Source organism: Arcicella rosea, from assembly GCF_040543805.1.
Taxonomy (GTDB): domain Bacteria; phylum Bacteroidota; class Bacteroidia; order Cytophagales; family Spirosomataceae; genus Arcicella; species Arcicella rosea.
The window spans coordinates 190,349-205,306 of record NZ_JBEUMS010000004.1; the positions used below are offsets into that span (position 1 = coordinate 190,349).

The 14,958-nt window shown below is 33.3% G+C and carries 11 protein-coding genes; 6 read left to right on the forward strand and 5 right to left on the reverse strand.

Annotation, left to right across the window (positions count from 1 at the left end; all coding sequences use genetic code 11):
• Window positions 1-66: 66 nt before the first annotated feature.
• Window positions 67-1,623 carry an acyl-CoA carboxylase subunit beta gene (locus tag ABID42_RS07085; protein ID WP_367283037.1) on the reverse strand — a complete coding sequence of 519 codons (1,557 nt, stop codon included), beginning with the start codon at window positions 1,621-1,623 and terminating at the stop codon, window positions 67-69.
• Between the two features lie 307 nt (window positions 1,624-1,930).
• Here ABID42_RS07085 and porQ point away from each other — a divergent pair, with 307 nt between their 5' ends.
• Complete coding sequence (porQ, locus tag ABID42_RS07090) at window positions 1,931-2,965, forward strand: type IX secretion system protein PorQ (RefSeq protein ID WP_367283038.1); 1,035 nt, start codon at window positions 1,931-1,933, stop codon at window positions 2,963-2,965.
• A gap of 55 nt (window positions 2,966-3,020) precedes the next feature.
• A complete protein-coding gene (gene hslU, locus ABID42_RS07095; RefSeq protein ID WP_367283039.1) occupies window positions 3,021-4,412 on the forward strand; it encodes an ATP-dependent protease ATPase subunit HslU in 1,392 nt (463 codons plus the stop codon).
• A 321-nt stretch (window positions 4,413-4,733) separates the two neighbouring features.
• Here hslU and hisB read toward each other — a convergent pair whose 3' ends face one another.
• Window positions 4,734-5,855: a bifunctional histidinol-phosphatase/imidazoleglycerol-phosphate dehydratase HisB gene (hisB, locus tag ABID42_RS07100; protein WP_367283040.1), complete on the reverse strand. Its 1,122-nt coding sequence runs from the start codon at window positions 5,853-5,855 to the stop codon at window positions 4,734-4,736.
• A gap of 298 nt (window positions 5,856-6,153) precedes the next feature.
• Between hisB and ABID42_RS07105 the strand changes: the two genes are divergently transcribed.
• Window positions 6,154-7,497, forward strand: coding sequence for a DUF937 domain-containing protein (locus ABID42_RS07105; RefSeq protein WP_367283041.1), 1,344 nt, complete (start codon window positions 6,154-6,156; stop codon window positions 7,495-7,497).
• Window positions 7,498-7,539: 42 nt separating this feature from the next.
• On the opposite strand, the gene ABID42_RS07110 is transcribed toward ABID42_RS07105, so the two are convergent.
• The gene (locus ABID42_RS07110) at window positions 7,540-9,045 is read right to left on the reverse strand and encodes an acetyl-CoA carboxylase biotin carboxylase subunit (protein ID WP_367283042.1); all 1,506 of its coding nucleotides are present in this window, start codon (window positions 9,043-9,045) and stop codon (window positions 7,540-7,542) included.
• Between the two features lie 685 nt (window positions 9,046-9,730).
• On the opposite strand from ABID42_RS07110, the gene ABID42_RS07115 reads away from it, so the two are divergent.
• Window positions 9,731-12,058, forward strand: coding sequence for an LruC domain-containing protein (locus ABID42_RS07115; RefSeq protein WP_367283043.1), 2,328 nt, complete (start codon window positions 9,731-9,733; stop codon window positions 12,056-12,058).
• 71 nt (window positions 12,059-12,129) lie between these two features.
• Here the strand turns inward: ABID42_RS07115 and ABID42_RS07120 are convergent, their stop codons facing one another.
• The gene (locus tag ABID42_RS07120; RefSeq protein ID WP_367283044.1) at window positions 12,130-12,498 is read right to left on the reverse strand and encodes a hypothetical protein; all 369 of its coding nucleotides are present in this window, start codon (window positions 12,496-12,498) and stop codon (window positions 12,130-12,132) included.
• A gap of 372 nt (window positions 12,499-12,870) precedes the next feature.
• On the opposite strand from ABID42_RS07120, the gene ABID42_RS07125 reads away from it, so the two are divergent.
• Both ABID42_RS07125 and ABID42_RS07130 read left to right on the forward strand, forming a co-directional pair.
• Window positions 12,871-14,148 (forward strand): aminotransferase class I/II-fold pyridoxal phosphate-dependent enzyme, encoded by a 1,278-nt coding sequence (locus tag ABID42_RS07125; RefSeq protein WP_323689700.1) that lies wholly within the window; start codon window positions 12,871-12,873, stop codon window positions 14,146-14,148.
• 150 nt (window positions 14,149-14,298) lie between these two features.
• A complete protein-coding gene (locus ABID42_RS07130) occupies window positions 14,299-14,481 on the forward strand; it encodes a BF3379 family histone-like protein (protein ID WP_184137647.1) in 183 nt (60 codons plus the stop codon).
• 62 nt (window positions 14,482-14,543) lie between these two features.
• On the opposite strand, the gene ABID42_RS07135 is transcribed toward ABID42_RS07130, so the two are convergent.
• Complete coding sequence (locus tag ABID42_RS07135; protein ID WP_323689699.1) at window positions 14,544-14,948, reverse strand: MaoC family dehydratase; 405 nt, start codon at window positions 14,946-14,948, stop codon at window positions 14,544-14,546.
• Window positions 14,949-14,958: the final 10 nt, after the last annotated feature.

A 14,958-nucleotide genomic window follows, 5' to 3' on the forward strand; every position in this document is an offset into this window, starting at 1 on the left:
TTTTTGATTAAGTATTCTGGAAAAAGAAAAGCTCATTGCTCACAGCTCAAGGCTTAAAGCTCACAACTACAAAGGAATATTCCCATGTTTCTTTCTCGGTAAATTCGCTACTTTATTTTCCAACATTTTAAAAGCACGGATTAATTTCTGACGAGTTTCTGAAGGCTGAATTACTTCATCAATATAACCTCGATGTGCCGCACGGTATGGATTCGCAAATTTTTCGGTATAATCATCTACTTTTTCCTGTAGTTTTTCAACTGGACTTTCAGCTTCTGAAATTTCTCTTTTGAAAATAATTTCTGCTGCTCCTTTTGCACCCATAACCGCAATTTCTGCTGTTGGCCAAGCATAATTCATATCTGCTCCAATATGTTTTGAATTCATTACATCATAAGCTCCGCCGTATGCTTTACGAGTAATTACGGTAATTCTTGGTACGGTTGCTTCGCAGAAAGCATATAATAATTTTGCTCCGTGTGTAATAATGCCACCCCATTCTTGGTTTGTGCCGGGCATAAAACCGGGAACGTCTTCCAATACCAACAAAGGAATATTAAAACAATCGCAGAAACGAACAAATCTTGCAGCCTTCTGGCTTGCCTGAATATCCAAAACTCCTGCCATCACCGCTGGTTGATTAGCAACAATGCCAATACTTCTGCCTGCCAAACGTGCAAAACCAACTACAATATTTTCTGCGTAATTTTGATGTACTTCAAAAAAAGAATCGGCATCAGTAATGTGTTCAATTACTTCTTTAATATCATAAGGCTGATTGGGGTTTTCTGGAATGATACTATCCAATGCTTTTCGTCCTTCATCACCAAATTCATAAGGTAGAGAAGGTGCTTGGTCTTCGCAGTTTTGAGGTACGAAGGATAATATTTTCTTGATATTATTGATACAAGTAACTTCGTTGGCACATGAAAAATGCGTAACTCCAGATTTAGTAGAGTGCGTAGAAGCACCGCCTAATTCTTCAGAAGTAACAACTTCGTGTGTAACGGTTCTTACTACATTTGGTCCTGTTACAAACATGTAGGAAGTATTTTCAACCATTAAAACGAAGTCAGTAATAGCTGGAGAATACACTGCACCACCCGCACAAGGTCCCATAATGGCAGAAATTTGTGGAATTACACCTGAAGCCAAAGTGTTTTTATAGAAAATATCTGCATAACCAGCCAATGAAGTAACGCCTTCTTGAATTCTTGCTCCGCCAGAATCATTCAGACCAATAATTGGTGCGCCATTTTTCATGGCTAAATCCATGATTTTACAAATTTTTTCAGCGTGACTTTCAGATAAAGCCCCACCAAAAACAGTAAAATCTTGCGCAAAAACATAAACTAATCGTCCGTTTACGGTTCCATAGCCTGTAATGACTCCATCACCTAAATAATATTCTTTATCTAGACCAAAGTCTTTACAGCGGTGCATGACGAATTTTCCAATTTCTTCAAAGCTACCTTCATCTAGCAATAGAGTTATTCTTTCACGAGCAGTTAACTTTCCTTTTTTGTGTTGAACTTCAATGCGTTTTTCTCCACCACCCAATAAAGCTTCTGTATTTTTTTTTGCTAATTCATCAAATTTTGCTTGATTGCCACCTGTATTCATTTTCGATGATTTTGTTCTAAATGGTTCTGTTTGAATTCTTATCAAAGATATAATTCAAGAATCAAATACCTGCAAAAATGATATAGTTTCTTGATTTTGTATATTTTTTGATTTTGCCGATTTTAGGGTTAAAATATCGAAGTCTATTCATTAAAAATACTTGATGATAAAGAACGAGAAATAAATGGAATAAATTAGATTGATTTGGAGTCTTGAATCGTTTTCTACAAAATGTCTTTTTTTAAAAGTATTGTATGCTCAAATTAAACTAATTTTGGGTTTGAAAGACAAAATCAATTCATTCAGCATGACTAAAAAATACTATTGGATTTTTTTTACGATATTTTTTCTACAAATCGCAAAGCAAGGGTTTTGTCAAATTGGTGGTAACGGAAGTTTTAGCTTCTTAAATATTCCTAGCAATCCTATTCAGCTAGCTTTGGGTGGTGTTAATGTTTCTCGTTCAGAAAAAGATGTTAATGTGCTTTTTCAAAATCCTGCACTTTTAGATAGTAGTTTACACAACCTTTTAGCGGTAAATTATACTCCTTATTTCTCTGGAATTAATTATGCTACAGCGGCTTATGCCAGAAAATTCAAAGAAAATATTATTGCTTTGGGTGTTCAATCTATTAACTATGGAAACTTTCAATTGACGGACGCTTCAGGAAATATACTTGGACAATTTGCAGCAAATGATGTAGCAATGACTTTGTCGAGTTCTCGTACTCAAGGAAATATAACATTTGGTGGAAGTTTGAAATTTGCATCCTCAGTCATAGAAAGTTATTCAGCGGTAGCCTTACTTATGGATTTTGGTGCTATATTTAAGCATCCAACGCAAGCTTTAACGCTTGGTTTAACGGTGAAAAATGTAGGAGTCGCACTAAAATCTTATACTCCTTTTGATAAAACCGATTTACCTTTTGATGTACAAGCTGGTATAAGCTTTAAACCTAAATACATGCCAGTGCGTTTTTCTTTTACGGCTCATCATTTGTATCAGTATGATATTTCATATTTAGATAAAAGTATCATCAAAAAAGATTTGAATGGTAATGTTATCGAAAACAAAATAAGTCCTGTGGATAATTTTGCAAGACATTTCGTCATCGGTGCAGAGCTTTTATTGAGTAAAAACTTTCATGCCTTAATTGGTTATAATCATTTAAGAAGTGCAGAATTAAGCCAACAAAATGTTAGTGGTTTCTCTGGATTTTCGCTTGGTTTTTTGATTCATACTAAATTATTTAATTTTTCTTACGGGTATTCAGGATATAATACTGCGGGAAATTTGAATAGTTTTGGTTTAGTTTGTGATTTAAACAGAATAATAAAATAAAAATTTACTGACCTAGCAAAATTGTGTTCACGCAAATTTGTGGAACGTTTAAAAGATGGCAAATTTAGATTCATTAACTCCTAAACAAATTGTCGCTGAACTCGACAAATACATTATTGGGCAGAAAGATGCCAAGAAAAATGTAGCAATTGCACTTCGAAATCGTTGGAGACGAATGAATGCTCCAGAAGAAATGCAAAAGGAAATTACACCCAATAATATCTTAATGATTGGTTCTACTGGTGTTGGGAAAACCGAAATTGCTCGCAGATTGGCTAAATTAGCAGATGCTCCATTTACAAAAGTGGAGGCTTCTAAATTTACAGAAGTGGGTTATGTTGGGCGAGATGTAGAATCAATGGTTAGAGATTTGGTAGAATCTTCAGTGCATTTGGTACAAATAGCCAAGAAAGAAGAAGTAAAAGATAAGGCTTCGGAAATCGTTGAGGAAATTATTGTGGAAGCACTTGTTCCATCTATGGGAAAGACTGGTAAAAAGAAAAAACAGGAAAAAATCGGTTTTGAAAATGAAGTGCCAGAATCTGACGAAGAACTCAACCAAAGAACCAGAGAACTTTTCCGTGAAAAATTAAGAAGAGGTGAATTAGAAAGCCGTAAGATTGATATTGCCGTTAGAAGTACCAATTCTCCGAACATTGGTGTGATGGGTGGCCCAATAGATGAAATGTCGATGATGAATATTTCTGAAATGATAGGCGGAATGTTACCTAAAAAAGAGAAAAAACGCAAAATGACGATCGCTGATGCTCGTAAAGTTTTGTTGGAAGAAGAGTCAGCAAAGCTGATTGACATGGATGAAGTAAAAGAGGAGGCAATCAGAAAAGCGGAGAATTTAGGAATTATTTTTATTGATGAAATTGATAAAATAGCCTCTTCAAGAAGTGGAGGTGGTGGACCAGATGTAAGTCGTGAAGGAGTACAAAGAGATATGCTTCCGATTGTTGAGGGTTCAACAGTAAATACAAAATATGGTGTGATTAATACCGACCATGTTTTGTTTATTGCAGCAGGTGCTTTCCATGTTTCAAAACCAAGCGATTTGATTCCTGAATTGCAAGGGCGTTTTCCAATCAGAGTAGAGTTGCAAAGCTTGAAAGAAGAAGATTTTTATAGAATTTTGAAAGAGCCAAGAAGTGCGCTTACAAAACAATATATATCATTGTTACAATCTGAAGGCGTAGAATTATCGTTTGAAGATGACGCTCTAGCAGAAATTGCTAGAATTGCTTTCGCTGTCAATTCAGAAGTCGAAAACATTGGAGCTAGACGTTTGCAAACAGTGATGTCACATTTATTAAATGATATTATGTTTGATATTCCTGATGTAATTATGCCAAACGAAAAAATAATTATTGGAAAAGATTTAGTTATTGAACGTTTGGGTGGAATGGTTAAGAACAGAGATTTAAGTCAATATATATTATAAAACAGCATAAGTCAGTCATCAAAAAGAGCTTCTCGAAAATTTTCGAGAAGCTCTTTTTGATGACAAACATTTAGAAAATCAGGGCTAATTACTTACCTCTCTCGTTATAGATGTTTTGTAATTTGATAGCTACAACTGTTGAAGCTCCCATTAGAACGATAAAGAAAGCCCAAGTTAATACTGTTCCAGACATTTTTATATGATTTTGAAGGTTCAATTATTCTATTTAATCTTGCCACAAAGGTAAGTAAGAATTGTTAAAAATGGATTAATAGGAATTAATTCTTTGGTTAATTTCCTATACAAAATGATTTTAGAGATTTATAAAACGCCTTTAGTTGAAGGCAGAATATCTAAATCTTTGATTTCTCTTTTCGTTGCCATTTTGATAGCTTTTGCAAAAGCTTTAAAAATCGCTTCGATTTTATGATGTTCGTTATCCGCTTCTGCTTTAATATTTAGATTACATTTGGCAGTATCTGTAAACGATTTGAAGAAATGGAAAAACATTTCGGTTGGCATTTCTCCAATTTTCTCACGAGAGAATTTTGCATCCCAAACCATCCAATTTCTACCAGAGAAATCAATCGCAGCATGAACCAAGGCTTCGTCCATTGGTAATAAATAAAAACCATAACGAGTAATTCCTTTTTTATCACCCAAAGCTTTTAAATATGCTTCGCCCAAAGCTAAAGCAGTATCTTCAATTGTGTGATGCTCGTCGATATGCAAATCTCCATTTACTTTGATGGTCAAATCAGCGCCAGAATGTTTAGCCAATTGGTCTAACATGTGGTCGAAAAAACCTAAACCAGTATCAATATTTGATTTTCCTTTTCCATCTAAATTCACAGTTACCCAAATTTGTGTTTCTTTGGTAATGCGCTCTATACTTCCGATGCGTTCTGGTAAACGAAGGAATTGGTAAATTTCATCCCAATCTTTTGAATCCAAAGCAATGGCATCCGCTAGTTGTTGGTCTTCAGGTTTATTATCACCCAAATAAATTGCTTTTGCACCTAAGTTTATGGCTAATTGAACGTCGGTAAGTCTATCGCCCAATACAAACGAGTTTTTTAAATCATAAACCGAAGTATCGAAATATTTTTCCAACATTCCTGTTCTTGGCTTACGAGTAGGAGCGTTTTCATGTTCGAAAGTACGGTCGATGTGTACTTCGGCAAAATGAATATTTTCATTTGTCAAAGTTTCCATCATTTTGTTGTGTGCTGGCCAAAAAGTGTTTTCAGGAAAAGAGTCTGTTCCTAATCCGTCCTGATTCGTTACCATCACTAATTCAAAGTCTGATTCTTCCGCAATTTTGCGAAGATTTGAAATCGCTTTTGGAAGGAATGCTAATTTTTCAAGTGAATCTACTTGGAAATCTATCGGAGGTTCAGCGATAATAGTACCATCACGGTCAATAAACAATATTTTTTTCATGGAATATAACATGATTATAAAATCATGAATTTGAAATGGGAACTACAAAATTAGTACTACATTCCTAGAGTTTTATCACTTTTATCAAATTTGCTTGATGTTTATTCTTTTGAATGTCTAATTTTTAAGTAAAAATTCCGTTTTAACTGCAAAATGAGGAATTTGTTCAAAAAAGAAATAGATGAAAATTGAGTACAAATTCTCAGCGAAGATTTGTTCTTGTAAATATTTTGAGTGTTTTTTTGAGAATTAGGTTGTAATTTTGACTTAACATTAAAAGATTTTAAAAACAAAGAGTATGAATTTATTTGGAGAACTTAGAGAGCTGCTAGCAGGAGATATTTCATTCAAAATAGCCAACATAACAGGAGAAAAAGAAGAGAAAGTAAAAGTGGCAATTGATGGATTAATCCCTACTTTGGTTGGAGGTTTGATGAAGAGAGTCTCTAACGAAGCAGGCGCAACAACCTTAATGAATGTTATTCAGAGAGGTAAACATGATGGAAGCATTAGTGAAAAATTACAAGATTATTTAAGAGATAAAGAAAGTTTTACACCACTTTTTGAACAAGGAAGTGCTTTGGTTAGTCAGGTTTTGCCAGACAAAAAAAGCTCAATTGCAACCTTAATTTCACAATTTGCAAGTATTAGAAACTCCTCTGCTACCTCAATAATGGCAGTAGTTGCACCAGTTGTGGTTGGGAAATTAGGTAAATTGGTAATAAGCCAAGGTTTGGATAAAATTCATTTAGCCAATTATTTACTTGATCAAAAAATACATTTAATTGATGAAACACCTGATGCACTTCAGCCAAAAATGATAGATACGCTTGGCATTGCAATTTTCATGAGTCAGGAAATTAAGCCAATTCAGTTTGCTCCAGCTGCGCCTATCAAGTCTGTTGCTGTCAATAATACTGTAGCACCAAAGCCTGAAAAAGAGTCAAAAATGACTTATTCGACTAAAAACTACGAAAGCGAATCAAGTGGTGGTTTGGGAAGTATTCCGAAATGGTTTTTACCATCAGTATTAATTGTAGCAGTTATTGCAGGTTTAGGATATTTTGCTTTTACTTATGATTGGAAAAGTTTAAGTACTTCATCCGACAGCATGGTAGATTCATCTGAAATGGAAGAAGTAACTGGAGCAGTTATTGATACTAATAGTTTAGCAAAGGACTCTTCAACTGCAAAAGTGGATACAACAGCTTTAAAAGCGGAAGAAAAAACAATAGCTGTAAATTTACCAAACGGGCAAAAAATAGATTTAACCAATGGCTCTTTTACTTATAATTTTGCTAGATATTTGGCAGATTCTTCTGCTACAGTAAACCGAGTTTTTACTTTTGATAACATTGGTTTTGAAGGAAATACTGGTGCATTAACAGCAGGTTCTGATAAAACAGTGATTGATTTAGCAAAAATCATGTCGGCTTATCCAAAATCACAAATTAAGCTGACAGCCTATATTGATAACATGGGCGATTCACTTCAAAGTAAACGATTAGGCTCAAGACGTGCAGCGGCTATCAGAAATATATTAATAGGAAATGGTATTAATGCGATTAGAATAGACTTTATGGGTATTGTTTTAAGAAATGCAAGCAATAAAGGAGTAGAGTTAAAAGTGGTTAAGAAATAAAAATTAAGAGGCTAATGTTTTTAAACATTAGCCTCTTAATTTTTAACGATAAGCCAAACGATTGGCTTTCCAATTACTATTTTCTATAGTCGTGGAATTAGCAATGGTGCTATTATTGGTCTTTTTATTAGTCATCAAGAAGTTTGCTAAAGCTGCTGCTAACATTTCCTCTTCAGCATCAGGTAATTCGTCCAATAATTCTGGAGAGTAATACAAACTGATAAATCTTGTATCAAAATTTCCAGACAAAAAAGCTTCGTGTTGCATCACAAATTTACAAAAAGGTAAAGTTGTTTGAATACCTGAAATTTTGAATTCATCAATTGCTCTAATCATTTTAACAATTGCTTCCTCTCTATTTTTGCCATAAGTAATCAATTTTGCAATCATAGGGTCATAGAAAATCGGAATAGCCATTCCTTGCTCAAAACCATCATCTACTCTTACTCCATTCCCTTCTGGTCGAATATAAGTATTCAAAGTACCAACATCTGGTAGGAAATTATTTCTTGGATCTTCAGCACATACTCTTATTTCTATTGCATGTCCTTGAATATGAATATCTTCTTGTTTAAAAGAAATACTTTCTCCTTCAGCAATTCTAATCATTTCTTTAACCAAGTCGATTCCCGTGATGAGTTCAGTAACAGGATGTTCAACTTGTAAACGAGTATTCATTTCTAGGAAATAAAAATCTAAATGTTCATCTACGATAAACTCAACAGTACCTGCGCCATAATAATTACAAGCTTTTGCTACATCAACAGCACAACGACCCATAGCTTCACGAATTTCAGGCGTTAAAACAGCAGAAGGAGCTTCTTCAACAACTTTTTGATGACGGCGTTGGATGGAACATTCTCTTTCAAATAAATGTACAACATTTCCATGTTGGTCGCCTAATACTTGTATTTCGATGTGTTTGGGTGCAGTAATATATTTTTCAATAAAAACAGCTCCATTTCCGAAAGAAGTAATAGCTTCAGAAACAGCTCTGTCCATTTGTTCATCAAAATCTTCTTCTTTTTCAACCACACGCATCCCTTTTCCACCACCACCTCCAGAAGCTTTAATCAATACTGGATAACCAATTTCTAAAGATTTTTCTTTAGCGATGCTTCTGTCGGTTACTGCATCTGGCGTGCCGGGAACCATAGGAATATTGTATTTCGCTACAGTATGTTTAGACGTTAGTTTATCGCCCATCAATTCAATACTTTCTGGAGAAGGACCAATGAAAATCAATCCTGCTTCTATTACTTTTTTACAAAAAGCAGCATTTTCAGAAAGAAAACCATAACCAGGATGAATGGCATCAACATTCAATTTTTGACAAATCTCAATGATTTTATCACCTAAAAGATAAGATTGATGAGAAGGAGGAGGACCGATACAAATGGCTTCATCAGCAAAACGGACATGAGGAGAATTTCTATCTGCTTCAGAGAAAATAGCTACCGTTTGAATATTTAACTCTCTGGCTGTACGCATGATACGCAAGGCTATTTCTCCACGATTGGCGATAAGAATTTTATTGATTTTTGACATATAATATCCTATGCTGTTTTTATGATTTTGTTTAAACAAAGGTAAACTACATTATTAAATGTATAGATTTTTTTTAATTTTTTCTGGTAAATATGATATATTTATTAATAAAGTACTTGTGCTCAATGATTGTTGAATTATATTTATACGTCATCTTAATAATATTTAAAAATAATGCTAGATTATTTTGTGTATTTATGGTACTATTCGTTGGTAATTTATTTTTTGGTATAAATTTTGATATTTAAATTTGTTGTCAACTAAGTTGAAAAATGTATTTATCATTTTTCTTGTATATTTTAATAAATACAATTTTTGGACTTTTTTGATAAACCGTTTTTTTATGAGGTGTAAAATAGACTAACGATTTATGGTTGTTTAAATAAGAATTTACCTGCATGCTGAATTGAATAGTTTCTTCTTAATAGCTATTTAATTATTTCAAATGCTTGTAAACCTATAATTTATAGCAGATTGATTTTTGTTAGTTTTTTTACTTCTAAAGAAAATTAAATTAATTTTGTAGTAAATATGTTTCTAAAACTATTAAAATTTTAAAGTGATTTTACCAAGAAATTAAATAAGGGTAAAAAAGCCTTAAAAGTTAACATACATTAATCATTAATTACTAAACACAACAACACTTAAACGAATGCTCTATAAAAAGTTTAGGGCGAAAATTAAAATGAGAACAAAATTTTTATCAATTGTACTTGGATTAGCAGTTATTGTAGCATCTTGTACTTCAGAACTGATTGTTGATGGAACAAAAACGAATGACATTAATAGTCTAGTAGTTCCTGCTGGTTTTGATTGGAAAACATCAAGAGATGTAAATTTCAACATTTCTATCAGTGACATCCGTTTCAAAAGTGCACTTCATGTTGTATCTGTTTATGGTGCTGATCCAACTACTGGTGCAGTTGCTCTTTCAAAAGGTGCCGCATCAATATCTTCTCCTTTTTTAACGAAGATTTCAATACCATCTTCTGTCAAAGAAGTTTATTTTGTTAAAACAGCTCCAGATGGAACTAAAATAACACAAAAAGTGGCGCTTACTGCTTCTTCTAGTCTTACTGTATCATTAGGAACAGTTTCTTCGGGAAGATTTGGTGTTTCTTCGGATTCAGAGAAGTATGTAACGGCAGCTTCATCTGAAACAAGCCCTGATTGTAGCACTGGATGTGATATTTCGGTAAGTAGTGGAACAACAATTGACCTTAATAATAGCACAGGTTCAAAAACATATTGTTTAACAGGGAGTGATTATACAGTAAACTTCAATCCAAATACTTTGAATGGTGGTACTCTTCGTATTTGTGGTACTAACATTACACTTAATAATTTGAATTTTAATTCTGGTGCTAAATACACCGTAATTATTACTTCAAAAGGTTCGGCTAATTTCAGTAATGTTAACTGGAATTCAGCAGATGTAACTGTGAAAAACTTCGGTACTTTAAATTCTTCAGGTAATCTTATTGTTGGAGGTACTTTTTATAATTACGGAGTTGTAAATGCTAATGCTGAATTACAATCTCGTTCAGGTTCAAATATTATAAACGAAGGTCAGATTATTGTTAAAGGTTCTTCTCCATTAGATGGTGCAATGACTAACAATGCTGAGATTACATTTAATGGCGAAGTTAGATTGAATTCTTCTGGTCAGACGGTAACAAATAATGGTAAAATGACTGCTGTAGGTAATTTTATTATTAATAGCTCAACCACATTGACAAACAATAGCTATATGACTGCTAATAGTATGCAGATAAATAGTTCTGGTATTTTGAATAACAAATGTCAATTAATTATCAAAACTGATTTGGGTGTTGATAAAACAATTAATAATGATAGTTATATTTCAGTTGGAGGTAGTACTCGTATTAATGGGTCTGGTGTTGTTAATTTATTCAACGGAGCTTTATTAGTAACTAATTCTCTATCTACTTACGACGGTAAAATTACTGGTACAGGGAGCAATTATTCATTATTCAAGGTATTAACTACTGCAGGTGGTAATATCAACAATGGTGGTGGACAAAAACTTACAGGTACTGTTCAATTCTCAGAGCCAAGCGATGCTCTTAAAGCAAGTTTCTTAGATGGAACAGCTCAGAAAACTAAAGATGGAGGTATTTACATCGCAAAAACTGCATGTAATGAAGGAAATGGTACAGAACCTGTAGCAAGTAATGATTCAGATAAAGATGGTATCATTGATAGTGAAGATGCTTTCCCTAATGATGCTTCTAAAGCATTTATAAATTCTTCTGCTCCATCTACAGTAGCATTTGAAGACCAATGGCCAAATAAAGGAGATTATGATTTGAATGACGTTGTTCTTTCGTACAGATATCAGATTATTACTAATTCGTCTAATATTGTAGCACAAGTAAAAGCTACTTATACTTTACATGCTACAGGTGGATCAATTCAAAATGGTGCTGGTGTTCAGTTTAACATTCCAGCTGGAAAGGCAACTAACTTTACATCAAATACAGGTGGAAGCTTAGAAGCTGGACAAGATAGTGTTGTAGTAATTCTATTCAAGAATAGCATAGGGGAATTAGCTGCTTGGAATACAATTGCTGGTCAAAGCCCAGTTGCATCTAAATCTTATTCATTTAGTTTTGATGTTGTTGGTGGACCATCTTTAGGTGCATTTGGTGTGGGTTCTTATAATCCATTTATTTGGAATAATTCAAATGGTACAAGAGGTAAAGAAACACATTTACTTGGTAAAAATCCAACTAAGTTAGTTGATAAATCATTCTTCGGAACAATAGATGATTCTTCATTGACAACAGCACTTTACAGTACAAGTACAAGACTACCTTGGGGGATTGAAGTATCAACTGAAAACTTTAAATATCCAAGTGAATTGAAAAATATCACACAAACGTATTTCAAATTCGCAGATTGGGCTACATCAGGAGGTAAATCAAGTGTAGATTGGTATTCAAATGTTTCAGAAGGATATAGAAATAATGCTAATATTTTTAATCCTTAATTGATTTAGGGTTATTATAAAAAGAGCTTCGAGAGTATTCTCGAAGCTCTTTTTGTTATATGGTTGCTTTTTTACTCTTCTTCAAAATCTTCTCTATTAAACAAAGCTCTGAAAGTTTCAGACATGGCGATTAAGTCATGCACTTTGTTTTTGGCTAATTTCAATACTCTTGTTTCTTGGCAATTTTGGATTCTTTTATCAAAATGATTCCACAGATGAATCATATCGTTCATATTTTCTGCGAAACGATCAATGATAAAGCGTTCAAATTTTGGTTTTTCTCCTTCTGCTAAATATAAAATGACGTGAAAGCTTTCACCCACAAAAAACCATGATAGCTGACTTCTACTAAAGTCTTTTATCATGGCATTGTTATCAACCAAGAAGTCAATTATATCCACTTCGTTGCTTACATCGTATAAGTTTTGCGAGTTTTTCATATCATTATTGTATTTTTTTAAGAAAATAGACTCTAAAAATTTTACAAAAATTTGACTACTCTAAACATTAGCTGTAATGAATATAATAATAACAATCGATATTTTACTTCAAAATGAATAAGTTCTTGAAATATTACTAGAAAATATCAATGAATTGTTGAATACAAATGAAATAGCACTTAATGTTGGCACATTTTTGCAGAAAGAAAATAATACCTTAACTTTGTGATTATTTAAAGATTATAAAATGTTTTTCTCTTGAAATATATAATATTATTTAGACAGCGAAATATTTTGTAATTGAATTCAAAGAAAATGTTTTTAGTTTTCCTTGAAGACATATTTAGTTTTAATCATTAAACACAAAAAAAAGTGGATATTTTCGATAAAGTCAGCAAAGGTCTGGGACCTATCGGTGCCCATGCTCATTATTCTCATCACTACTTTACTTTTCCTAAATTAACAGGAGAGTTAGGGCCAAGAATGACCTTCATGGGTAAAGAAATGTTAAACTGGTCATTAAACAATTACCTAGGTTTAGCGAATCATCCTGAAGTGCGTGAAGCTGATAATAAAGGGACTCAAGATTATGGTTTGGCTTATCCGATGGGAGCTAGAATGATGTCAGGTAATTCAGATTTACATGAAGAATTTGAAGCTCAATTAGCTGAATTTGTTGGAAAAGAAGATGCCTTTTTATTGAACTTTGGTTACCAAGGAGTAATGTCAGTAATTGAGTGTATTTGCGACCGTAACGATATTATTGTTTATGACGCTGAAGCTCACGCATGTTTGATTGATGGTATTCGTTTACACAAAGCTAAAATGGGTGATTATTATAAGTTTAATCACAACGACATGGATTCTTTGCGTAAAAATTTAGAAAGAGCTACCAAAAAAGTTGCTGAAACAGGCGGAGGTATTTTAGTAATTACCGAAGGTGTTTTCGGAATGTCTGGTAAAGTAGGTTCTTTAGATGAAATTGTGAAAATGAAAGAAGATTTCAATTTCAGAATTTTAGTGGATGATGCACACGGATTTGGAACTATGGGACCAAACGGTCGTGGAGTACATGAAGAATTGAATTGTATTGATGGAATAGATTTATACTTCTCTACTTTTGCAAAATCAATGGCATCAATTGGTGCTTTTATTGCAGCAAGCAAAGAAATCGTAATGTTCTTGAAATATAACATGCGTTCACAAATTTATGCAAAAGCATTACCAATGCCTTTTGTTGTAGGTGGAATGAAACGTTTGGAATTAATCAAAAAACACCCAGAATTACGTGAGAAATTATGGGAAAATGTAAGAGCTATCCAAACAGGATTTAAAGCAAAAGGATTTGATGTTGGTGAAACTACTTCACCAGTAACGCCAATCTTCTTACATGGTGATTATGAACTTTCGCACGTTACTGCACTTGTACGTGATATGCGTGAAAATATGGGTGTATTTTGCTCAATCGTAACATATCCAGTTGTTCCTAAAGGACAAATTATGTTGAGAATTATTCCTACAGCTTCACATACTTTGGAAGATGTAGCTTATACCTTAGATTGTTTCGAAAAAGTACAGCAACGCTTACAAGACGGTACTTATCGCAGAATTGCTGAAGAATTTTTAGCTCAGCAAGCAGAATTAGCATAATTTATATAGGTTTTTGACTTATTTCGCTTAAAATTTGTTGCTTGGATTTGTAAGATGTAATAAAATAGCTATATTTCGGACACAAAAAATGCGTCTCAACGCTATTAAAGGCTTTTTCAACCAATTATCAACTTAAATCCAGTTTCTATTATGAACAGATTTGCAGAAGTGAAGGACTTAATTTTGTCCTTAGAAGGAGATTTCGAGAAATTTTATGACAAAGGCAATCAAGCTGCTGGTACTCGAGTTAGAGGTGGTATGCAAGAATTGAAAACTTTAGCTCAAGAAATCCGTACAGAAGTTCAAGAGATAAAAAACAATGCAGCGAAATAATGCTAAATAGTTAAGATTTTATAAAAAGGCTCAAAGTATTTTGAGCCTTTTTATTTTTTAGACTAAAACTCTTCTTTGTTCATTATCGTAGCTGAACCTTCAGTAGTTTTCTTCCCAGTTTGAACATCAAAAATCTCAGTTGAAATTTCGGCAGTATGTTTATCAGCATTGATTGATGTTACAGTAAATACTGCTTCATATTCATTATTCACAAACATTGGGCGTTTATAGTCTGAAACCTGTTTTAGATAAACACTTCCGAAACCTGGAAATTCTGTTCCCATAATTTTAGAAAAAACACTTGAAGCCAATGCTCCGTGAATAATCGGACGCTTAAATGCAGTAGTTGCTGCAAATTCAGCATCAAGATGAAGAGGGTTATTATCTCCAGATACTTTTGCAAATAAAATTACATCTTCTTGTGTGAAAGAAAACTTATGACGGTAAACAGTTCCGAGTTGAATCATTGTATAATTA